This is a genomic window from Flavobacterium sp. DSR2-3-3 (genome assembly GCF_049896585.1).
GTDB lineage: Bacteria > Bacteroidota > Bacteroidia > Flavobacteriales > Flavobacteriaceae > Flavobacterium.
In genome coordinates, this window is sequence record NZ_JAFCUP010000012.1 from 36,905 (window position 1) to 60,607 (window position 23,703).

The following is a 23,703-nucleotide window of genomic DNA, read 5'->3' on the forward strand; positions in this document are numbered from 1 at the left end:
CTAAATTATTATGGAAATTACATTTAATTTCAACAAACAGAGTAGGGTATTGGCCATTGCTTTTTTTGTAGCCCTTGGTCTGTATTCTTGTTCTAAAAATGAGGAAAAAGACTCAAAATATTATGAAAGTATTACGATAGATGGTCAAAAGACAGCAGAACTGACGGCACCTCCTTTTGTTCCTAAACCAGTGGGCGATCGTGCCGCTACGAAATTGGTTGTGAACATGGAAATTAAAGAACAAGAGGGCGAAATGGTAGATGGTGTTAAATATACCTATTGGACGTTTGGAGGATCAGTTCCTGGAAGTTTTATAAGAACTCGAGTTGGTGATGAGGTAGAATTTCATTTAAAAAATCACCCCGATAATAAAATGCCACATAATATTGATTTACATGCGGTAACTGGACCAGGTGGAGGAGCAACATCTTCATTAGTGGCACCGGGACATGAAAAAGTATTCAATTTCAAAACGTTGAATCCTGGCTTGTATGTCTACCATTGTGCCACAGCTCCCGTTGGAATGCACATTGCAAACGGTATGTATGGTTTGATTTTAGTGGAACCTGAAGGTGGTTTGCCTCCAGTTGACAAAGAATACTACATCATGCAAGGCGATTTTTATACCAAAGGAAATTATGGAGAACAAGGCTCTCAACCATTTGATATGAATAAAGCGATTAAAGAACAACCTGATTACGTTGTGTTTAATGGAAAAGTAGGGGCATTAACAGGAGATAAAGCCTTAACAGCCAAAAAAGGGGAAACAGTACGTATTTATATGGGTAACGGTGGACCTAACTTAGTCTCTTCGTTTCATGCAATTGGTGAAATATTTGACAAAGTTCATGTAGAAGGTGGGGATTTGATTAACAAAAATGTCCAAACAACTTTGATACCAGCCGGTGGCGCTGCAATAGTTGAATTTAAAGTTGAAGTTCCCGGTACATTTATTCTGGTAGATCACTCTATTTTTAGAGCTTTCAACAAAGGGGCGTTAGGAATGTTAAAAGTAGAAGGAGATGATACTAAAAACGTCTATTCCGGAACTACTCAAGAAGGAATTTATTTACCAGAGGGTGGTACGATACAAAATATGCCAAAAGTAAAAGGAGCAACTAAAAGTGTTGCGGTAAAAACTGTAGCCGAACATATAAAAGCAGGGAAACAATTATACGGAAGAACCTGTCTCGCCTGTCACCAATCAGAAGGGCAAGGAATTCCGAACGCGTTTCCTCCTTTAGCCAAATCAGATTTCTTAAACGCTAATTCTGATAGAGCAATAAATGCGGTTTTACACGGACTGAGCGGAGAAGTTACTGTAAATGGTAAAAAATTCAATAATGTTATGACCAGTCAAAATTTGACCGACGATGAAGTAGCTAGTGTGTTGACTTATGTCTACGATAGTTGGGGAAATAATAAAACGGTTGTAACGCCGGCAATGGTTAAAACATTGAGAGGAAAAGTGGCGCCAAAAGTAAAAGATATTCATGAATAAAAATGGGAATTAATCCAAATTGAAATAAGTATTTAACTTTAATTACAATAAAATGAAAAAGTATATTTTATGCATCGGAATGATGGGACTGGCTTTACAAGGATACAGTCAAAGCGCTGATAAAGGAAAAGGAATCTATGCGAAAACGTGTATCGCTTGTCACCAAGCTGCCGGGCAAGGAATTCCGGGTGCTTTCCCTCCTTTAGCGAAATCAGATTACTTAAATAAAGATGTGAATCGCGCCATAAAAGGAGTCGTAAAAGGATTAAAGGGACCGATTACTGTAAATGGTAAAAAATTTAATAGCGCCATGCCCGCACAAGCATTAAGCGATCAACAGATAGCAGATGCCATGACGTATGTTTACGCCAGTTGGGGAAATAATAAAACCAAGGTTACACCAGCAATGGTAAAAGCCCAAAGAAAATAATTCGTACAACTTAAAAGAAATTAGCCATGTTAAATTTGAAAAAATTTTTGCCACTATTTTTGTTTCTTATTACAGCATCGCTATCGTCTCAAGTTGTTAAAATGGCTTCTATTGAAAGAGGGACTTTTGTCCCTCTTTATGGAGCTACAAGTAAAAAACCAGTGCAAGTTGAAGCTTTTAAACTTGACATTTATCCGGTGACCAATGCCCAGTTTTTGGAATTTTTAAAGAAATATCCAGAAAACAGTCGCTCCAGAATGAAAGGTGTTTTTGCCGATAAAAGCTATTTGTCGCATTGGGAAAGTGATTTTAATTATGGCTCTGCCAATTTAAGTACTGCTCCGGTAACGAATATTTCTTGGTTTACAGCCAAAAAATATTGTGAGTGTCAAGGAAAACGATTACCGACTATGGACGAATGGGAATATGTTGCCATGGCCGATGAGAAAAGAATTGACGCACGTACCAAAGAAAACTTTAATAATTACATTTTGTCGTGGTATGAAAAGCCAAAAACCTATGCAAATCCGGTAGGTCGTACTTTCAAAAATTATTGGGGCGTTTATGATATGCATGGATTAGTTTGGGAGTGGACAGCCGATTTCAACAGTGTTTTTCTTTCCGGGGAATCCAGAAAAGATAAGGATACGGATCGGAATCTATTTTGCGGAAGCGGTTCTGTCAACGCAACAGATTTAATGAATTATGCCGCTTTTATGCGTTATGCTTTTAGAGGAAGTCTTAAAGCACGATTTACTACTAAAAACCTCGGTTTTCGATGTGCGATAGATAAAAAGTAGCGCTCAATATCAACTCAAATGACAACAGAAATGAAATCAAATAGTCATAACCCCAGCTTATCAGAATAGGTAAATCTTTCAAAAATGAAAATTAAAAAAAATACTTGTAAAACGCTTTTTTTAGGATTGGTTTTAATTCTTTTATCACTTCAATCCTGTGTAAATAAATCAAAAGTAGAAACAATAGACAAACCTATTTCGGATTTATCCATTTATAATCTTCCTTCAAAATGGACCAATGAAGAAGGTGAAAATCTAGAAATGAAAAATTTGAAAGGAAAAGTGCTGGTTATGGTAATGATTTACACTTCTTGTAAGTCTGCTTGCCCAAGATTAGTGGCTGACATGCGTAACATTGAACAAAAATTGCCGAATAACCTAAAGGATAATGTGACATTGGTTTTAGTGAGTATCGATCCAGCTGTAGATACGCCCAAACGTTTGAAAGCATTTGCAATTGAAAATAAAATGGACGGCCCACAATGGGTTTTCTTGCGCTCATCAGAAGAAAATACAAGAGAATTTGCAGCAGTTTTAGCTGTGAATTATAAAAAAATAGCGCCATTGGAATTCTCCCATTCCAATATCATAACTGTATTCAATGCTGACGGCGAATTAGCCTATCAGCAAGAAGGTTTAGGTGTCAATTCAGACCAAACCATTCAAAACATTACTGAGGAAGCTCAAAAAATAAATTAAACATGAAACTATTTAAAATAATTGGTTTGTCATTTTTAGGAATGGTAAGCATGGGAACTTATGCCCAAGAGTTGGATGTAAATCTGCAACTGAGACCGCGTTATGAATACCGAAACGGTTTTAAAAGCCCTATGCCAAACGGCGAAATAGCAACCTCATTTGTATCGCAACGTTCCCGATTAAATTTTAATTACAAGCAAGAAAAATTAAAAACCAAATTGACTTTTCAGAACATTCGTACCTGGGGAGATGTGGCGACAACAACATCGGTTGATAAAAACGGAATTGCTTTATTTGAAGCTTGGGCGCAATATGATTTTGATACCAAATGGAATGCACGTATAGGCCGCCAAGTGATTTCGTATGACAATCAGCGTATTTTTGGAGAAATCGATTGGGCGCAACAAGGACAAAGTCATGATGCTGCAGTAATTACATTTCATCCTAAGAATCATCAATTGGATTTAGGTTTTGCTTTGAATGCCAATGCAGAAAATTTATTGGAGCCGAAAATCGCTTACACGACGAACTACAAAAACTTGCAATATGCATGGTATCATACCCAGTTTAGCAAATTAAATTTGAGTTTGCTGCTGTTAAATACCGGATATCAATTTGAAAAATCCATTGGCAATTTAGAAACAGATTACAAACAAACTTTTGGTACGTATCTTTCTTTCAAGGAAAAAAAATGGGATACTAATTTTGGTGCTTACGGACAAACTGGAAAAAGCGCCGGTAAAAAGGTTAACGCCTGGTATGCAGGAGCGTTTGTTGGTTATGCGGTGACCAATACATTCAAAGCGGGATTAGGATATGAATATCTTTCGGGTAAAAACCAAAACGATAACAGTTCCGACATAAAATCGTTTAACCCAATTTTTGGAACCAATCATGGTTTTAATGGCTTCATGGATTATTTTTATGTAGGAAATCATCAAAATAGTGTGGGATTGCAAGATGCCTATTTAAAGTTAAATTATATGTCAAATAAATGGCAATTTACGTTGATGCCACATGTTTTTAACGCGCCGAATACTGTTTTGGATGCTTCCAATAATGAAATGGACAGCTATTTAGGAACAGAACTCGATTTTACTGCCAGTTACATCATTCAGAAGGATATTGTGGCTTCAGCGGGATACTCTCAAATGTTTGGTTCTGGAACTTTAGAAAGATTAAAAAATGTTACTGATGCCGCCAATACCAATAATTGGGCTTGGGTAATGGTCTCATTTAGTCCTAGATTATTTAGTTTAAAATAATGCTGATATCGCGATTAAAACGAGAATTAGTTATCTCGTTTCGTGTTCTTAGGTATAAGTTTTCATGAATTTTGGTGAATAAGCAACTAAGGATTATAATGTGTATTTCCTCTGGGTAAGCATATAAATAATCAGAGATTTTTAAAAATAAATTCTAAAAATATTCTTTTGTAACTGATTTGTTTAATCGCTGTAGAATTTAAAAAACATATTACTTTTGCACTGTGAAAAAAAGCATATTCATAATTGTATTAATCATGCTTGTAAAGCCGATTCTTCCGGTTTTAGAGTATGTTGTCAATTATGAATATATTTCAAAAGTACTTTGTATCAACAGGGATAAACCTAAAATGCAATGTAACGGGAAATGTCATTTGATGAAAGAATTGGCTAAGGCTTCTGATGGTAAAAAACCGCTTTCTTCAGATAAAAAAGGAACTACTCCAATACTTGATGTACTCATTTTTGAGGAAATCAAATCTTTCGAAATTGTACCCGTTTGTTTTGGTACCAAAGAAAAAACAAACCAGTACTATTCTAATTTATACTTTTACTTGAATATTGCTTCTGTATTTCACCCACCCACTTTCATTTCTTAAATTTTTTAGGCATGTAATGTGCTTTTATTAATCCGTTTTCCGCAACGGATGAGATTCTGCTTGCTTTTTTTGGAAATAAATAATCCAAAAATGGCCTGCAAATCAATACCTAATATTTAAAATAAAATCTAAAGAAATGAAATTTCAATTAAAAAATATACTGGCTGTAATGGCTGTAATACTTGCTTTTCCCTCCTGTTCTTCAGACAGCGAAACTCCGGCCGTAAATGAATTGGCAGAACTGACCAAATTCAAAGAAATAACAAACACGACCCATACTATCGAATTGTACGCTCATTCGGGAGCTTTAGAACAAGGTTATAACGAAATCAGTTTAAGAATTAAAGACAAAACAAGTGGCAATTATGAAAAAAATGCGACTGTTAGTTGGATTCCATTGATGCACATGACTATGATGACGCATTCTTGTCCAAAATCGGGAGTGGAAAAAATAACGGCTGATGGAACTTTATACAAAGGAAATATTGTTTTTCAAATGCCTCAAAACGCCACGGAATATTGGGATTTAAAAATTGATTATACGATTAATGGAGCCGCTTATACGGCAACTTCAGTAATTGATGTTCCGGCTTCTGCTAAACAAAGAGTGACTACTTTTACAGGTTCTGATAATGTAAAATATATTGTGGCTTACATTGAACCACATCATCCAAAAGTGGCGCTGAACGATATTACCGTTGGTGTTTATAAAATGGAATCGATGATGAGTTTTCCAGTAGTTGATAATTTTAAAGTTAAAATTGATCCAAGAATGCCAAGCATGGGGAATCATGGTTCTCCAAACAATGTTGATTTAACGCAGTCTACTTTGGACAAATTATATCATGGAAAATTATCATTGACCATGACCGGTTTATGGAAAATTGACTTGCAGCTTTTGACCGCATCTGACGTTGTTTTGAAAGGCGAAACCATTACGGATTTAGTTCCAGCAAGCAGTATTTACTTTGAGATAGAATTTTAATTCTATTCCATTTTTTTAACTAAAAAGGGTCAAAAAAACCAAATGTAATTACAGCTGTTCTTTTGGCCTTTTTTTTAATTTTTCTATGATGAAAAAGAAATTATACGGTTTTGTACTCTTATGTTTCACTTCGATAACTCTCTATGCACAAGACCAAGTTACAGATACGGTCGTTGCAAAAAAACTAAATGAAGTGATTGTCATTGGAAAAAAAACCCAATTATATCAAAAACAAACCAAACCTCTGGCTACGGTGGAGGAGTATTTGCAACAGTCTGGAAAAGTTGGAATGATTAAAAGAGGCGGTTACGCATGGGAGCCAATTATTAATAGTATGGCTACCGAAAGAACGTTGATTACTATCGACGGAATGCGCGTTTTTGGGGCTTGTACGGACAAAATGGACCCGATAACGTCTTATGTTGAGGTTTCCAATTTATCGGAAGCCACAATCACATCGGGACAGCTGGGCGGTTGTCATGGAGCAACCATTGGCGGAGCTATTGATTTAAAAAGAAATCGCAGCAGATTTATGAATTCCGGTTGGGATGTTTCATTGCATTCCGGTTTTGAAAGTAACGGCAATCAAAAAATTATTGGATCGGCAGTCAATTACGCAAACAATCGTTTTTATATTGATACTGATTTCATGTATCGCGATGCCGAAAATTATTCAGCAGGAAACAATCAAGAAGTTTTGTATTCACAGTTTAGAAAATATAATATTTCTGCCACTTCTGGTTTTTCTTTTGATGGAAATAAAATGTTGGAAGCTTCATTAATCTATGATAAAGCAACTGATGTGGGGTATCCGGCACTTCCGATGGATGTTTCTTTGGCGGAAGCTTTAATCACTTCATTGAAATTTGAATATGTACCAAAGTCATCAAAAATTGAAAATTGGGAAACCAAAATTTATTACAACACGATTACACACATAATGGATGACACCAAACGACCTTTTGTACCAATTCGCATGGATATGCCGGGTTGGAGCGATACGTACGGATTCTATTCAAAAGTTAAAGGAGTTTTTAAAAGCCATCATTTTCTGGTCGATTTAAATTCGTTTTACAACCGTTCCATTGCTGAAATGACGATGTATCCGAGCGATCCAAAAGAAAGTTTGATGTTTATGTTTACCTGGCCGGATGTGCGAACACTTTATAATGCGGTGTTTCTGGAAGATAATGTAATTTTGAACAGTCAATCCAGTTTGAGGTTTTCAGCTAGCGTTGCGAATCATTTTAATAAAGTTGCCGATGTGTTGGGACTGGAAAGTTTGCAGATTTTTTATCCAAATATGAAAGAAGGTAAAAATAGAATTTTAAAAAGCATTTCTTCAAATTATGCATACGATAAAAATGGATATCAATACGGATTTGGACTTGCTTATGGTGAGCGTGCTCCATCTGTTTCTGAGGGCTATGGATTTTATTTATTCAATAGTTTTGATAGATACGATTATATTGGAAACCCGGAATTAAGTAACGAAAAATCAGCAGAAGCGAATGCTTTTTTTGGTTACAAAACCAAAAAAATCAGCACTAAAATCTCGTCTTCCTATTTTCACATCTCAAATTATATTGTTGGTAAACCAGCTGAGAATTTGATTCCGATGACTATTGGCGCAAGCGGAATAAAAATCTACACAGCACTGGATTATGCTACTATTTTTAATACTGATTTGAATATTGAATACCAATTTGACACGAACCTTAAGTGGTCAGGGCAATTGGTTTACAGCTATGGACAGGATTATAAAAAAGAGAATTTACCTTTTATAAGCCCGTTGCGGTATTCGTCAACTTTGATCTATAGACTAAATAAATTCTCTTCTGAAATCGCGGTTCAGGGAAATGCAGTTCAAACACAATTTAGTCCTTTTTACGGAGAAGACAGAACGCCGGATTATGCTATTTTAAATTTTGCATCGAGTTATTCATTTCAGATTGATAAATGCAAATGGAATGTAAAAGCAGGAGTAGAGAATGTTTTAGATACATATTATTCTACTTTTTCAGATTGGAACAATATTCCTCGTAAAGGAAGGAGTTTCTTTTTGAATATTAGTTTTGGGTTTTAGAAAGTATCAGATTTATAGTTTGGAACAAAAAAGGAGCTTCAATTGAAGCTCCTTTTTTCGTGTTTTTTTTAAGAATGAATCACCAAACTATCAAACCAAATTTCAAAAAAACTACAAAAAGTTCAAATTAGACAATTTTTTAAGTTTTGCATCAGTTTATTAAATAGTGGTCACCTTGATAAAATGGCTGTCAATTTCAATCATGTATTGATTATGGGTTTTGTTAATCGTTTCTATTTCACTGATAAAATTATCAAAGACCTTAATTAATTGAGCATTTGAGATATTGCCTAAATTTATCTTTATTAATTTTTTTGGACTTTTTTGTACTAGGAACGAGTTTTTAAAATCAAAATCTTTCGTGATTAATATAAAATCGTTTAGGTCGGAAAATTTAGCAATAGTACTATCTGTTGTAAACCATTTATCTAAAATAGTATTGATATGAGTGCATTCAAATCCTTGATTGTTGATGTGTTTTGTAAGTTTAATTGAAATATGTACATCACATAGAAATTTCATTAACTTACTTCTTTTAGAATATCTCCTGAAATCGATAATTTCGCATAATATAACGATGCTAAAATATCTTCTCTCTCTAATTCAGGATGATCGTCTAAGATTTCACTGGTTTCCATACCAGAACCTAACATATCTAATATTACTTCCACGGGCCATCTCATATTTCTTACGGTTGGCTTTCCGTGGCAAACATCGGGGTTTATTGTAATTCGTGAAATTAGATTTTCCATCTCGATTAATTTTACTCAAATATAAAGATAATATTCTATAAAAAAAAGGAGCTCCAGTTGAAGCTCCTTTTTACAAATATATTTTTCGAATAAACTTATTCTTTCAATCTACAAGCTTTTACATCACCATTTACGACAACTTCGGTCAATCCTAAAGAAGATAAATTTTTCATGGCTTTGTCCCATTTTTTACCACTTAATTCTGATTTGATTTTTAGCAGACCGAACTCCATTTGGTTTTCATTTTCTTGTAACAGCGTGACAATTAATTTTTCATCCTCTTCCAATTCAATTTTCACCTGTTTTTTCTCTGGTCGCATTTGTGGAAACAACAATACTTCTTGAATAGAAGCATTATTGGTCAGGAACATCATCAAACGGTCCATTCCAATTCCTAATCCGGAAGTTGGTGGCATTCCATATTCTAACGCTCTCAAGAAATCTTCATCGATAATTCCAGTAGCTTCATCATCTCCTTTTTCAGATAATCTCATCTGCTCTTCAAAACGTTCTCTTTGGTCAATCGGGTCATTCAATTCAGAATAAGCGTTCGCTACTTCTTTACCACAAACCATTAATTCAAAACGTTCCGTTAATTCCGGATTATCACGGTGTTGTTTGCACAGCGGAGACATTTCTTTTGGATAATCAGTAATAAAAGTTGGTTGAATATAATTTCCTTCGCATTTAGCACCGAAGATTTCATCAATCAATTTCCCTTTACCCATGGTTGCATCCACAATAATACCCATTCCTGTTGCTGCATCAAATAATTCAACTTCACTTTTTCCTGAAATATCAAAACCAGTAAATTGTTTGATAGAATCAGTCATTGTAACTCTAGCATAAGGCGCTTTGAAGTTCACAGTGTGTTCCCCAAAAGTCGCTTCTGAAGTTCCGTTTACACTTATGGCGCAATGTTCCAACAAGTTTTCAGTGAATTTCATCATCCAGTTGTAGTCTTTGTAAGCTACATATATTTCCATGGCGGTAAACTCTGGGTTATGAGTTCGGTCCATTCCTTCGTTACGGAAGTTTTTCGAAAACTCATACACTCCATCAAAACCACCAACAATCAATCTTTTTAAGTATAATTCATTGGCAATACGCATGTACAGAGGCATGTCAAGCGCGTTGTGGTGCGTGATAAATGGACGCGCCGCAGCACCACCAGGAATTGGTTGTAAAACAGGCGTTTCTACCTCAAGATATCCTTTGTCATTAAAGAAAGAACGCATTGCATTGAACAATTTAGTTCTTTTGATAAACGTTTCCTTCACGTAATCGTTTACGGTTAAATCCACGTAACGACGACGGTATCTTTGTTCGGGATCAGCAAAAGCATCGTACGTTTTCCCATCAGCATCCGTTTTTACCACAGGAAGTGGTTTTAAGGCTTTTGCCAAAACCGTCAATCCATAAACATGAACTGAGATTTCACCAACTTGTGTTTTGAAAACCGTTCCGCGAATCCCAATAAAATCACCAATATCTAATAGTTTTTTGAAAACTACATTGTACATTGTCTTCTCTTCATCAGTCGAAATGTCATCTCTCGAAACATAGATTTGAATACGTCCTTCAGCATCTTTCAATTCCGCAAATGACGCCTTTCCCATGATACGCTTCCCCATCAAACGTCCTGCTAAAACAACTTCTTTTCCCTCGTACTTTTCGAAATTGGCTAAGATTTCGCTGGAATAGGCAGTTGTAATGAATTCAGCTGCCGGATAAGGCTCAATGCCTAAATTGCGTAATTCGGTAAGTGCTTCTCTACGTAATATTTCTTGTTCGGATAATGCCATTTTATTCTGATTTTAAGAGCGCAAAGATACTATATAAGTTTTTAAATTTAAAGTTTAAAATGTATCGTTTTTTGAAGCACAATATTTCGTTTTTTCAAGACGATTTGTCCCGCTATTCGCTCTATCTTTTTTTCTTGTTCGAAAAAAACAAGAAAAAAAGGATGCCGCTGTTATCGGGGCTATGCAACGACTTTTATTTTTCAAAAAAACATGAAAAATAGTACAAATCATGTATATTTGAAATCAAATCATTTCGCAAAAATCCAATGAAAAAATACATCACATTATTATTATCAGTATTCTTAACAAATTGCCAAGTCACAGAAACCATGCATTTAAACCAGGACGGAACCGGGAATATAGAAATTAGCAAACTGCGTGAGGAACAAAGTTACATGCAATTGGTGGGAGAGGAATATTCCAAAGAAGATGTTTTTAAGGATACTACTTATGTTTTTAAGGATTTGATAACAAAACATTCCGAAACGTTTTCCAGATTGCCAGCTTTTGAAAAAGCCATTTTTGAAAAATTTAATACTGTAAAAGTGCATGTCAAGAAAAGTTCTTTTGAGAAAGAATTTCGCACAACAATCACTCAGAATTTTACTAAAATAGAGGAGGTTGCCGATTTACACAAAACCGAAGAATACGCAGATGATATAGAAAATAATTATGCATTGGTTGCCGAGGAGCATTATTACAGTGTGAACTACACTTTTAACGGAAGTGTTTTTAATAGGATAGTCAAAATTACAGATGGAATTGAATTAAAAAAACAGCAAGGCAAGATTGAAAATTATAAATCGCAAGTTTCTAAATTCAAAATTACGCAAGACTATGTTTTAAAATATTATTTTCCAAAAAAAATAAAATCGGTTTCAAATTCAAAAGCAAATATTAGTGAAGACCGCAAATCCTTGGAACTACAATTTTCTTTAACTGATTGTTTACAAAATCCTGAAATCACTTCGTTAGAGGTGCTTTTAGAGTAATATTAGTACTGTACTTTCTTATAAAAAAGGAACCATTAAAAGATCCCATTTATTTTCACTCATATTTTCGCTTCCTAAAACTATAACACTATATTAACTAATTGATTTACAATAACTTAAAAAAATAACTATATCTTTAAATTTTTATTAAATTCCAAAAATGTATTGAAATGAAAAGGAATAAATACCTTAATCAATAAGTATAACGATTTAAATATAGATAGTATGAAAGCAATTGTTTATTACGGCCCGCTCGATGTAAGGGTCACAGAAATGCCGGATGCCGTAATTGAGCAACCGACGGATGTATTGGTAAAAATAACCGCAACTAATATTTGTGGGTCGGATTTGCACATGTACCAAGGCCGCACCGATATGGAATCCGGAAGGATATTTGGACATGAGAACATGGGTAGAGTTGTGGAAGTGGGCAAAGCCGTAACTCAAATTAAAATTGGGGATATGGTTTGTCTTCCATTTAATATTGGATGCGGTCATTGCCGCAATTGCGAAAGTGGTTTAACAGGTTATTGCCTTACAATGAACCCAGGATTTGCAGGTGCTGCTTATGGTTTTGCCGGAATGGGGCCTTTTAGTGGCGGGCAGGCTGAATATTTGCGCGTTCCTCATGGCGATTTTAATTGTCTCAAATTACCGGAAGACGCTGTTGAAAAGGAAAATGACTATGTAATGTTATCGGATATTTTCCCTACTGGATATCACGCCACGGAATTGGCATGTGTACAACCTGGTGATTCAGTAGTTATCTATGGCGCAGGTCCAGTAGGACTTATGGCGGCACATTCAGCAAGTATAAAAGGCGCTAGCCAAATAATGGTGGTTGATAATCATCCTGACCGGTTGAAACTTGCTGAAGAACTGGGTGCTATTGCAATTGATTTTTCGAAAGGTTCTGCTGTGGAACAAGTGCTGGAACTAACCAAAGGAATGGGTGCGGATAAAGGTTGCGAATGTGTCGGTTATCAATGTTGTGACAAACATGGTACGGAGCATTCTAATATAACGATGAACGAACTCGTCCAAGCCGTAAAAGCAACAGGTTGTATCGGAGTCGTAGGGGTTTTTGTGCCAAAAGACCCGAAATCTAAAGAAGAGTTACAAAAAGAAGGACACATGGATTTTGACTTTGGTCAGTTTTGGATGAAAGGGCAAAAAATTGCCACGGGACAGGCGAATGTAAAATCGTATAACCGCCAACTTTCTACATTGATTTCTGTGGGTAAAGCAAAACCATCATTAATTGTTTCGCATGAACTTTCATTAGACGAGGCTCCTGATGCATACAAACATTTTGATGCCCGTGACAATGGATGGACAAAAGTGATCCTTAAACCAGAGATGGTTATGGGTAAAAAATTATAAATTATTTAATTGTTTATTGCAGTAAGTACAAACTGGAAAGGAAGTCCTAACACCTTTTTGCTCGATTCCATGGAGTAATAAATGGATATTAATAGTTCTATGAAAATAGGTTATTAATATCCATTTATTGTTCTTGTCATATAAATTGTGATCTACTTTTCAAAATTCATATTTCAAACCTTTGTACCTTTGTTTCTTAAAACCTTTGGCATCTCAAAAAAAAAATGAACAAAATCATCCAACTTAAAGATTTAAGAAGTAAAGATTATAAAGAAACTTGGGAATACCAAGAAGAATTGTTTAAAGGAATCGTTGACTTAAAAATTAAAAATAGGAGAGAAGAAACTAATTTGGAAACGCCCAATTACTTTCTTTTTGTGGAGCACCCTCATGTTTATACTTTGGGGAAAAGTGGAGATTTAAGCAATTTGCTCTTATCTGAAAAACAACTCGAAGCCAAAGGAGCGACTTTCTATAAAATCAATCGTGGCGGTGATATTACCTACCACGGGCCAGGACAAATTGTAGGTTATCCAATTATTGACTTAGAAAATTTCTTTACTGATATTCATAAATACTTGCGTTTTCTGGAAGAAGCTATTATTCTTACCCTTCAGGAATATGGAATAGTTTGCGGCAGAAGTGAAGGCGAAACCGGAGTCTGGTTGGGTGCAGGAACTCCATTTGCCAGAAAAATTTGCGCTATGGGCGTTCGCGCGTCCCGTTGGGTAACGATGCATGGATTTGCGCTAAACGTGAATGCTGATTTGGGTTATTTTGACAATATTATTCCGTGCGGGATTCGTGGCAAAGCCGTAACCTCTTTAAACGTAGAACTTGGCGTTGAAAGAGTAAATGAAACAGAAGTGAAAGAAAAAATCCTGAAACATTTCTCCATTCTTTTTGAAGCGACTTTTGAGAAATCTGAAATCGTTAAACAGCAATTAAAAATCTAAATTTCTAATTTTAATTGTTCTGGTATCAATCGAAATGTCATTCGGTGGTATTTAGTGGTCCCAAATTTCCGAATTGCTTCACGGTGTTCTTTGGTGGGATATCCTTTGTTTTGTTTCCAATTATACATCGGGAATTCTTCATGTATCCGGTTCATATACTCATCTCTGTAAGTCTTAGCTAATACGGAAGCGGCAGCAATACTCATAAATTTTGAATCTCCCTTTATGATACTGGTATTAGGAATTGAATTTAGAATTTCAATTTCCGCATCAGTGAAAATTTTCCCTCCACGGTTTTTAATTCCTCCTTTGGGTATGAATGGACTGTTTCCGTCGACTATAATATGAACAGGTTTTGGATCTAATTTTAAAATGCTTTCTTGCATCGCTTTTATAGATGCGTTTAAAATATTGATTTCATCAATAATTAAAGGCTCTAAATGTGTTACCGCAAATGAAATGCACTGCTGTTCTATAATAGGTCTTAATTTTTCTCTAACTTTTTCAGATAACTGCTTGCTGTCATTTAAAAACTCATTTTGGAAATCAGATGGTAATATTACGGCGGCTGCAGTAACAGGCCCAGCAAGGCAACCTCGACCAGCTTCGTCAGTTCCTGTTTCTAAATGTGGTGTTAAAAAGAAGGGGCTTAACATTAAATTAATTTTGACAAAAATATAGCTTTGAGAAGTCTTATAAGCACATGATATGTAGTAAATGTCAAAAAATAATGAGGTAATCTATTATTTTGAGTAGAAACTTTAACAAATGTTCGTTTCGTTATTTGTAAAATAAATTTGTTTCTTTAAGAAATTATTATGATTTTTGTCGAATAACTAATTTAATAAATTAATATGAGATCAAAGTACAAATGGATTATCACGCTATTTTTAGCGTTATCGATGCAGTTATCGTTTGCTCAGGAGAAAACGGTATCTGGAGTAGTTTCTGATGCAACGGGCCCTTTACCTGGTGTGAATGTTTCGGTAAAAGGTTCCAAGGCAGGAGTTCAAACAGATTTAGATGGAAAATATTCTATCAGAGCAAAAACTGGAGACGTATTAGTTTTTTCTTTTGTTGGAATGACTGAAACTTCAAAAACAGTTGGTTCGTCAAACAATTTAAATGTTGCTATGCAAGATGGAGTAAGTTTGAATGAGGTAATTGTTCAAACAAATTTAGGATATTATTCTAGAGATTCAAGAAAATTATCATCTTCTATTTCAACGGTTTCAGCAGACGAAATTGCTAAGCAGTCTCCTGCCTTAACTATTCAAAATGCCTTGCAAGGTCAAGCAGCTGGAGTACAAGTAACTGCCGCTAATGGAAAACCGGGTGCTGCTGCCTTTGTAACTGTGCGTGGAGCTGTCAGTATTACAGGTGGTACAGCTGAGGCTATTTATGTAGTGGATGGTGCTTTTGTGAGTGGGGCTGAAGCTTCCGCTTTAAGTTCAAATGACGTTGAATCTGTTTCGATTCTGAAAGATGGTGCTTCTGCTGCTATCTATGGAGTTCGTGGTGGAAATGGAGTTGTTGTAATTACTACTAAGAAAGGTAAAAATGCAAAAGCTAAATTCCAATTTAATAATTCTCTTGGTTTTACTCAAAAAATCGCGGATCCATTTGACATGATGAATGCAGATGAAAAAATCCGATATGAAGGATTAATTGGTCAAGGAGGGTCTATTGGTAAAACACCTGCTCAAGTGGCATTACTAAGGTCATACGATCACAATTGGCAAGATGATTTGCTAAGAAAAGGATTTATTCAAAATAGTAATATTTCTTACTCAGGTGGTAATGAACAGTTTACTAATTTTATGTCTGTTGGTTACACTGAAGATTCAGGAATTATTGATAAACTGAAGGGTTTTAATAGAATTACCGCAAGGTATAATAGTGAATATACTGCAAATCCTAATGTTAAAATTGGTTTTAATATTGGTGGTTCTTATGAGAAATTTAATGATTCAAGAGACCGTAATAATGCACAAAGCCCTATTAGAGCAATGTATGATTACAATCCTTACGAGCCTTTTTTTGCCAGAGATGTTAATGGAAATGTAGTTAATGATATTTTAGGAAACCCGGTTTACAATACAAGTTTACTTGCTGGTTTTCCTATTCAAGAAGCAATAGTTAATAATACTGAGCAACGTCGTTTCTTTAGGTTGTATGGTCGTCCGTATGTTGAATTAGGAATTATAAAAGATTTAAAATTCAAGACTCAGATGAATATGAATTATGAAAGATACCAACGTGAATCTTTTATTAAGCCTTCGTCATTCTTAGATTTAATTGTGGGTGATCCTACAGCTAGAGGTCAAAAAACTGATAACGGTTGGGATTCATTAGAATATCAGTTGACAAATAGTTTGAGTTACAAATACAGTATCAATAATAAGCATAACTTTGAGTCTACTGTAATGTATGAGTATTTTAAGTCAAATTTTAGGTCATACTCATTAACTAGAAAAGGATATGTAAACGGAGATTTGCCTACAGCAGGTACTGCAGTAGTTGGCGTTCCTTTCACTGGAAGAACTGAAAATGCTACAGTAAGTATGTTTGCAAATGTTGATTATGATTTTGATGGTAAGTATTTAGTTTCGTTGTATGGTAGACGAGATGGTTCATCTGTACTGGGAAGTAACAATAAATATGAATTTGCAAAAGGAGCTTCTGTAGGATGGAATGTTACTAGAGAATCATTCATGAGTAATGTTACTTGGCTAAACAATTTAAAATTGAGAGCCTCTTACGGAGAGCTAAATTCAACTAATGGTATAGGAAGTTATACAGCTCAAAGTTTATTTAGTACCAGTCAATATGGAGGTAATATAGGAACTGTTTTAACAGGAAGTACAGTTGGAAATAATAATTTAAAGTTTGAAAAAGCAGAGAAATATGAAGTTGGTATTGAAGCTGCTGCTTTTAATAATTGGTTGACATTCTCAAGCTCAATATTTCAAGATAAAAGAAATGATTTCATCTACAGCGATAATACGACTGTAGGGACAGCATTTTCAACACTTATTAATGCAGGGGACTGGACTTCAAAAGGAGCCGAAGTTGAATTGAAAGCATTTGCTATCAAAAACGAAAATACAACTTTGTCTTTTTATGTTAATGCAGCTGTTTTTGATAGAAAAATTAATGAGCTAAACCGTCCTGGTGATCCTAATAATCAACTTTCAAGAGGTTTAACATGGAATAAAGTGGGTCGTTCACCAGATGATTTCTTTCTTGTACCTTATGCAGGTGTCAATCCTACAAATGGTCGTGCAACGTATACAAAGTTAGATGGTACTGTAACGGACGTTTATAGTGCTGGTGACAGAGCTTTTACTGGTAAAACCCCTTATGCAAAATATGAAGGTGGTTTTGGGATGCAATTTGCCTACAAAGGTTTTGACATCTCAACTGACTTTGTATTTAAACAAGGTAACTACACGTATAATTACATGTGGCAAAATATGGTTGCTGATGGTGCTGCACCAAATAGAAATCAGGCTGTTGCTGCTTTTGATTATTGGACTGCAACTAATACTACAGCTTCTTTACCTGCACCAAGACAATTGTCAGGTATAAATTCTAATCTTGAATCAGATCGTTTTCTTGAGGATGCAAGTTATATTAGATTTAGAAATCTAAATATTGGCTATAAATTCACAAAGAAAGCGTTCCCTAATTTACCATTAGATGAGTTTAGAATTTACACTCAGATGCAAAATTTATTCACTTGGTCTAAGTTCAATGGAGATCCTGAAGTAGGAATAGGTAGTGCGGAGAATCAAACAACTTTATTAGTACCTGGACAATTTGCATTGTATTCTTATCCTAATGTTCAAACATTCCTTTTTGGAGTATCAATTAATTTATAATTAAAATAATTATGAAAAAAATAATTTACCTTGTTGCTTTGTCTTTCGCATTAAATTCATGCGACGATGAAGATATCACATTCGCACCTTACAATGCCATCAGTGAGTCCATTGTTTTACGTAACGCTGCTGATTTTGAGAATATGTTAACCGGAGCTTACAGCTACATGATAAAAAATGGAGGTGACGGAGGTTACGGCTCTGAGTTTGTTATCGATTCTGAAGTGATGACTGATAATCTAATCCTTAAAGTAGAAGGACGTCAGTCTAATGCAGATGGTTTCAGATTGCTTTCAGTGCCAAATAGTTCTCATTTTAATTATTATATTAGTGCCTACAGAGCTGCCGAAACTGCAACTAGAGTGATTGATAATATTAATATCATTCCTCAAAATGCTGCTAGAGATAATATAGAAGGACAGGCTCGTTTTATTAGAGCATTAAATAATTTTGATTTGGTTAGGATTTATTCTAAAATTCCTACTCAGGCACCTGATGCTAACGCTTCTTTAGGGATGTATTACTTAGATGTTGTTGAACCTTTTTCTAAACCATCAAGGCCAACTGTAGAAGCTACTTATAAAAAAGTAGTAGATGATTTACTTATAGCTGCTGATAAAATTGGTACAACTAATGCGATTGCTTCTGGAAAAGCATCAAAGTCGGCTGTCTATGCTTTGTTATCTCGAGTGTATCTTTATTTAGGTGATTTTCCTAAGGTTATTCAATATGGAAATCTTGCTATAGCGGGAAATACAGTTTGTCCAAGAGCTAATTTTGTAAATTTGTGGAAAGATGTAAACTCTTCCGGTGTTTTGTTTAAACTTAGAATTGATCAAGTCGATGGCGTAACTCCTGGTGTTGTATATAACCAGACAGTTGCAAGTGGTGTTCGTTCTGAGTTTGTTGTGCCTAAGAGTTTTTCTGATTTGTTCCAAACAACCGATATTAGAAAGGCTGCATACATCTCTACAAGTCCTTTTAATGGGATACCTTATAATCATGTTATTAAATATCTTAGTCGTTTAACTGGTAATCCAGCTATTGTTGATATAAAAGTGTTGCGTGTAGAGGAAGTGTATTTAAATATGGCTGAGGCTCAGTACCGAATCAATGGTGGAGGTTTAGCATTCCTTGATGCAGTAAGAGCACAAAGATATTCGGCTTTCGTTTCTGGAAATGAATCTGGAGCTGCGTTATTAAATTCTATTTTGTTGGAACGCAGATTAGAGCTAGCTTTTGAAATGGATCGTTTCTTTACATTGAAAAGATTAGGTTCAGCAATGGTGAGAAATGCTGTGGAGGGTGATTATGCTAGTGGTCTCGGAACTAAAGTTGAAGCTACTGCTCTAACAATTCCGGCAGGTAGTTTTAAATGGCAACTTCCTATTCCCCAATTTCAAAGAGATTTGAATAGTAATTTACAGCAAAATCCTGGATACTAATTTATAAATCTAGTATTTTCAAACAACCTCCCTTTTTTAACCATTTGGGAGGTTTTTTGTTTCAAGTTTTTTAATAAATAATAGTATACTAAAGTCAATACTTAATTTTTATAAATGAAAAAAATATTATTTTGCATACTGATTTTTCAAATTTCTATTGCACAGACCATAGAAGAACGAAAGAAAATTACACAGTCCTATGACAATGAAAAAATCAATAGTTTTATTGTTAAATTATCAGAAGCACAAAAGGAGCAAAAAAGAAAAGTTCACAATTATAAGCTTCAGTATAGGTTGCTAGGTTCGGAAACAAGTTCGCTCCAGCGTATTTATGATGGTGTACCTATTTTTTACACAATTGAAAATGACGCTTCTGCTGCTACCATTCGAGCAAATTCATTGCAACCTAACGGTGTTTTAGGTCTTAATTTAACTGGTAATGGCATTACTGCTGGAGTTTGGGATGGCGGGAAAGTTAGGGGAACACATCAGGAGTTGTCTGGGTCAAAGGTTTCTTTTGGTGACGGAGCAGTATCTCCTAGCGCTCATTCTACGCATGTGACTGGTACCATAATTGGATCAGGTGTTGTTGCTAGAGCTAGAGGTCTAGCATATCAAGCAAAAGCAAAAACTTTTTTTTGGGATAGTGATGTTGAAGAAATGACAAGTTTTGGTGGTGAGGGGTATTTAGTCTCAAATCACTCATATGGTTATAGTATTTCAAATTCTTTCGCAAGTGCCAGATTTGGTTATTATGATCAAACCTCGTCTGATTTTGATAAAATTTCAGAGGTTTTTCCGTACTATCAAATTGTTGTTGCAGCAGGTAATTCGCGAAATAGTGACCACCCACAAATAAATGCTAAAGGTGGTTTCGATATGCTTACAGGAGCCACCATATCTAAAAATACAATTGTCGTTGCGGCTGTTAATTCAGTTTTAAATTATACAGGTCCAGGGAGCGTGACAATGAGTTCGTTTAGTAATTACGGCCCTACTGATGATGGCAGGATAAAGCCAGACATCAGTGCTAAAGGAGTAGGAGTATATTCGTGCAACGGACCAAATGATAATACCTATGAAACGTTAAGTGGTACTTCAATGGCCGCTCCCGCAATCACAGGCTTAATTGTGTTACTGCAGCAGCATTATAATAATTTGAATGCCACATTTATGAAAGCTGCAACCGCTCGTGGTTTGTTGTGTCATACCGCAGATGAAGCAGGGTTTTCAATGGGACCTGATTATTCATACGGATGGGGTCTGGCCAATGGAGAAGAAGCTGCTAAATTGATTAGTTCAAACGGAAAGACTTCATTAATTTTAGAAACGAGTTTAACAGACAAAGTTGTTTTCACTAAACAGATCACAATTTCTTCTCCAAGGGCTTTAAATGTTTCTATAGCTTGGACTGATCCTGTTGCTTTGGGTGCTGTTGTTACACCAATCACAGAAGATAACAGAACAACTAACTTAGTCAATAATTTAGATCTTAAAATTATAAATGAATCCGGTACTGTTTTTTTTCCTTGGAAATTGGATCCTACTTCTTTAAACAGTGCTGCTACTCAAAGTTCTGATAATAATGTTGATAACATAGAGAAAGTCTTTATTGAAAATGCACCAGCAGGAACATATACAATCCAAGTAACAAACAAAGGTGCTTTATTATCAGGAACTCAAGATTTTACTCTTATTGCCGGTGGTTTTGATAATACTTCTTTATCTTCTTTAGATTTTGACAAGAACGATCTTATTAAATTTTATCCTAATCCTGTTCAAGAAAATCTTTCTTTTGATTTACCATCGTCTTTCGATCTTTCTGACATTGCAATTTATGATTTAACGGGAAGATTACTTCGTATTTTTAAATATGATCAAAAAAACAGTATCAAAGTTTCTGATTTGACTTCTGGGATGTATTTTGTCAAATTTATTAGTGCGGACAGAACCATCAATATCAAGTTCATTAAAAAATAGATAGCGTAACTTTTTTTTATAACAAAAACATCCGCTTCCTTGGATGTTTTTTTATTTATAGGCATTTATGCTATACCTTTGTTTCGTTATTTTTAAATTTACTAACAAGATTCCTTCCAAATGAGAATATTATTTTTGTTTTATTTTTTAGCCTTACCAATCCTATTATTTTCTCAAAAAAAGGAGATTGATAGCTTACGTAAAAATAATAAAGACACTAGTTCTGATTCGATAAAAAAAGCGGTTAATAAACTAGCCACCATCGATCTTTACAAGGTAATCAGTATAGATAACGATACAACTTACATCGATACTTCTCTTACAATTCAAAAGGAATACAGTCATAACTATTTGCGAAAAGATATTTTTGGACTTTTACCTTTTGCAAATGATGGACAAACCTACAATACGTTGCAATATAGCTTAACCGATTTTTCACCATATCCGGAATTTGGTTTTAAAGCAAAACATTTTAATTTTTTAGAAGCTAATCAAATACGCTATTATTCAGTTGCAACTCCAGTGACCGAATTATATTTTAAAACCACCATAAAAAAAGGACAGTCTGTTGATGCTTTTATTACTTTAAACACTTCTGAAAATCTTAATTTTTCTATTGCTTATAAAGGTTTGCGTTCAGAAGGAGAATATCTCAACCAATTATCCAGTACGGGTAATTTTAGATTTACCACCAATTACAACACTAAAAACAAACGCTATTTTGCGAAAGCTCATTATACCTTCCAAGATATTTTGAATCAGGAAAATGGAGGAATCACGACCATTGAGAATTTTGAAAGTGAAGATCCAAACTATAACAATCGACAAAGATTTGAAGTCTATTTTAATGACGCTAAATCGTTTCTAAAAGGCAAAAGAGTTTTTTTGGATCATAATTTCAGAATTAATTCTAACAAAGGAGATAATAATCTATACCTGACACACCAATTTAATTACGAAAATAAGTTTTTCGAATACAATCAGGAAACAGTTCCATCAACCGTCGGCTCTGAGACGGTATATCGCTTTGGAAATTTATTTTTAGATAGTGGGATTAATGACCAAACCCGTTATAATAAAATGTACAACAGAGTGGGACTTATCTATGAAAACACCACTTTAGGGACTTTTCAGTTTTTTGTTGATGATTTCAGATCAAATTATTTTTACAACAAGATTCTTATCTTTGATAATCAAAATACGGTACCAAGTTCGTTTAGTCAGGAAATCAACAGTGCAGGTGGACAATATGAATACCGACGTAATAAGTGGAATGCTAAAGTTTTATACTCAAGGTCCGTAACTGATCAGTCGCTTTCTAATTTGGATACAAAAGTGCGATATGACCTGAATGATGAAATCCAGCTTGCATTTCAGTATCAAAATATAAATAAACTGCCAAATAATAATTACAATTTGCACCAAAGCAGTTTTGTACAATACAACTGGTTGAATGATTTTAAAAATGAAAAAATTAATTCAATCAAAGCAAATGCTATTTCCCCTTGGGTTGATGCCGAGCTGCAGTTTTCGGTTTTGAAAGATCATTTATATTTTACTGATGCATCGACTACCCAGCAAAAGTTGGATAAATCCCAAATTGTTGCGCCAGCGCAATATAACGGAACCATAAATTATTTGTCGCTTAAAATCGGCAGAGAGCTGAAATTTGGAAACTTTGCTTTGGACAACACAATTTTATATCAAAAAACCCAGCAACAAGATGCAATTCTGAATGTTCCTGAAATTGTCACGCGTAATACCATTTACTATTCAAATTATTTGTTCAAAAAAGCATTATTTCTGCAAACTGGTATCTCGTTGAATTACTTTTCCAGCTACTATGCCAATGAATACAATCCGGTCATAGGAGAGTTTTTTGTACAAAATGAAAAGCAAATCGGAAATCATCCTAATCTTGATTTCTTCATTAACGCAAAAATTCAAAGAACAAGAATTTATTTCAAAGCGGAACATTTTAATTCTGCTCTTATGGGTAACAATTTTTATGCGTCACCCAATAATCCATCGCGTGATTTCACGATTCGATTTGGTTTGATTTGGAACTTCTTCAATTAATTTATTAATAATTACAATTTTTCATATCGTTTTTTTTGGGCGTTTTATCGTGCTTTCCGCTA

Annotated in this window: 18 protein-coding genes and 1 pseudogene; 15 read left to right on the top strand and 4 right to left on the bottom strand. The window is 34.8% G+C overall.

Features of this window, described 5'->3' with window-relative positions; all coding sequences use genetic code 11:
- The first annotated feature begins 10 nt into the window (after positions 1–10).
- The 8 genes and pseudogenes from nirK to ACP7AQ_RS14040 all read left to right on the top strand — a co-directional run bounded on the left by nirK (position 11) and on the right by ACP7AQ_RS14040 (position 8,365).
- The gene (gene nirK / locus ACP7AQ_RS14005; RefSeq protein ID WP_426095908.1) at positions 11–1,501 is read left to right on the top strand and encodes a copper-containing nitrite reductase; all 1,491 of its coding nucleotides are present in this window, start codon (positions 11–13) and stop codon (positions 1,499–1,501) included.
- Positions 1,502–1,625: 124 nt separating this feature from the next.
- Positions 1,626–1,931: pseudogene (locus tag ACP7AQ_RS14010) on the top strand (c-type cytochrome); the annotation flags it as partial.
- A gap of 101 nt (positions 1,932–2,032) precedes the next feature.
- Entirely contained in the window at positions 2,033–2,731 is a 699-nt protein-coding gene (locus ACP7AQ_RS14015; protein ID WP_426095930.1) for a formylglycine-generating enzyme family protein, read from the top strand.
- An 84-nt stretch (positions 2,732–2,815) separates the two neighbouring features.
- On the top strand, positions 2,816–3,430 hold the full coding sequence (locus ACP7AQ_RS14020) for an SCO family protein (protein WP_426095909.1): 615 nt from the start codon (positions 2,816–2,818) through the stop codon (positions 3,428–3,430).
- 2 nt (positions 3,431–3,432) lie between these two features.
- Positions 3,433–4,695 (top strand): alginate export family protein, encoded by a 1,263-nt coding sequence (locus ACP7AQ_RS14025; protein ID WP_426095910.1) that lies wholly within the window; start codon positions 3,433–3,435, stop codon positions 4,693–4,695.
- Positions 4,696–4,952: 257 nt separating this feature from the next.
- Positions 4,953–5,294: a hypothetical protein gene (locus tag ACP7AQ_RS14030; RefSeq protein ID WP_426095911.1), complete on the top strand. Its 342-nt coding sequence runs from the start codon at positions 4,953–4,955 to the stop codon at positions 5,292–5,294.
- Positions 5,295–5,430: 136 nt separating this feature from the next.
- Positions 5,431–6,279: a hypothetical protein gene (locus ACP7AQ_RS14035; protein WP_426095912.1), complete on the top strand. Its 849-nt coding sequence runs from the start codon at positions 5,431–5,433 to the stop codon at positions 6,277–6,279.
- An 88-nt stretch (positions 6,280–6,367) separates the two neighbouring features.
- A complete protein-coding gene (locus tag ACP7AQ_RS14040; RefSeq protein ID WP_426095913.1) occupies positions 6,368–8,365 on the top strand; it encodes a TonB-dependent receptor in 1,998 nt (665 codons plus the stop codon).
- A 159-nt stretch (positions 8,366–8,524) separates the two neighbouring features.
- On the opposite strand, the gene ACP7AQ_RS14045 is transcribed toward ACP7AQ_RS14040, so the two are convergent.
- The 3 genes from ACP7AQ_RS14045 to lysS all read right to left on the bottom strand — a co-directional run bounded on the left by ACP7AQ_RS14045 (position 8,525) and on the right by lysS (position 10,922).
- The gene (locus tag ACP7AQ_RS14045) at positions 8,525–8,887 is read right to left on the bottom strand and encodes a DUF5615 family PIN-like protein (RefSeq protein WP_426095914.1); all 363 of its coding nucleotides are present in this window, start codon (positions 8,885–8,887) and stop codon (positions 8,525–8,527) included.
- The gene (locus ACP7AQ_RS14050) at positions 8,887–9,117 is read right to left on the bottom strand and encodes a DUF433 domain-containing protein (RefSeq protein ID WP_091202359.1); all 231 of its coding nucleotides are present in this window, start codon (positions 9,115–9,117) and stop codon (positions 8,887–8,889) included. Before ACP7AQ_RS14050 ends, ACP7AQ_RS14045 begins: the two co-directional genes overlap by 1 nt.
- A gap of 95 nt (positions 9,118–9,212) precedes the next feature.
- The gene (gene lysS / locus ACP7AQ_RS14055) at positions 9,213–10,922 is read right to left on the bottom strand and encodes a lysine--tRNA ligase (protein WP_426095915.1); all 1,710 of its coding nucleotides are present in this window, start codon (positions 10,920–10,922) and stop codon (positions 9,213–9,215) included.
- Between the two features lie 266 nt (positions 10,923–11,188).
- On the opposite strand from lysS, the gene ACP7AQ_RS14060 reads away from it, so the two are divergent.
- From ACP7AQ_RS14060 to lipB, 3 genes are all read left to right on the top strand, one after another.
- Positions 11,189–11,914 carry a hypothetical protein gene (locus ACP7AQ_RS14060; RefSeq protein ID WP_426095916.1) on the top strand — a complete coding sequence of 242 codons (726 nt, stop codon included), beginning with the start codon at positions 11,189–11,191 and terminating at the stop codon, positions 11,912–11,914.
- Between the two features lie 225 nt (positions 11,915–12,139).
- On the top strand, positions 12,140–13,297 hold the full coding sequence (locus tag ACP7AQ_RS14065; protein WP_426095917.1) for a glutathione-independent formaldehyde dehydrogenase: 1,158 nt from the start codon (positions 12,140–12,142) through the stop codon (positions 13,295–13,297).
- Positions 13,298–13,521: 224 nt separating this feature from the next.
- The gene (lipB, locus tag ACP7AQ_RS14070; protein WP_426095918.1) at positions 13,522–14,253 is read left to right on the top strand and encodes a lipoyl(octanoyl) transferase LipB; all 732 of its coding nucleotides are present in this window, start codon (positions 13,522–13,524) and stop codon (positions 14,251–14,253) included.
- On the opposite strand, the gene ACP7AQ_RS14075 is transcribed toward lipB, so the two are convergent.
- Positions 14,250–14,909, bottom strand: coding sequence for a ribonuclease HII (locus ACP7AQ_RS14075; RefSeq protein ID WP_426095919.1), 660 nt, complete (start codon positions 14,907–14,909; stop codon positions 14,250–14,252). The two genes, lipB and ACP7AQ_RS14075, sit on opposite strands and share 4 nt — an antisense overlap.
- Before the next feature lie 198 nt (positions 14,910–15,107).
- Here ACP7AQ_RS14075 and ACP7AQ_RS14080 point away from each other — a divergent pair, with 198 nt between their 5' ends.
- The 4 genes from ACP7AQ_RS14080 (at position 15,108) to ACP7AQ_RS14095 (ending at position 23,641) form a co-directional block, all read left to right on the top strand.
- Positions 15,108–18,137, top strand: a complete 3,030-nt coding sequence (locus ACP7AQ_RS14080) for a SusC/RagA family TonB-linked outer membrane protein (protein WP_426095920.1) — start codon at positions 15,108–15,110, stop codon at positions 18,135–18,137.
- Between the two features lie 38 nt (positions 18,138–18,175).
- Complete coding sequence (locus ACP7AQ_RS14085; RefSeq protein ID WP_426095921.1) at positions 18,176–19,582, top strand: RagB/SusD family nutrient uptake outer membrane protein; 1,407 nt, start codon at positions 18,176–18,178, stop codon at positions 19,580–19,582.
- Positions 19,583–19,696: 114 nt separating this feature from the next.
- Positions 19,697–21,562 carry a S8 family serine peptidase gene (locus tag ACP7AQ_RS14090; protein WP_426095922.1) on the top strand — a complete coding sequence of 622 codons (1,866 nt, stop codon included), beginning with the start codon at positions 19,697–19,699 and terminating at the stop codon, positions 21,560–21,562.
- A gap of 120 nt (positions 21,563–21,682) precedes the next feature.
- Entirely contained in the window at positions 21,683–23,641 is a 1,959-nt protein-coding gene (locus ACP7AQ_RS14095; protein WP_426095923.1) for a putative porin, read from the top strand.
- Positions 23,642–23,703: the final 62 nt, after the last annotated feature.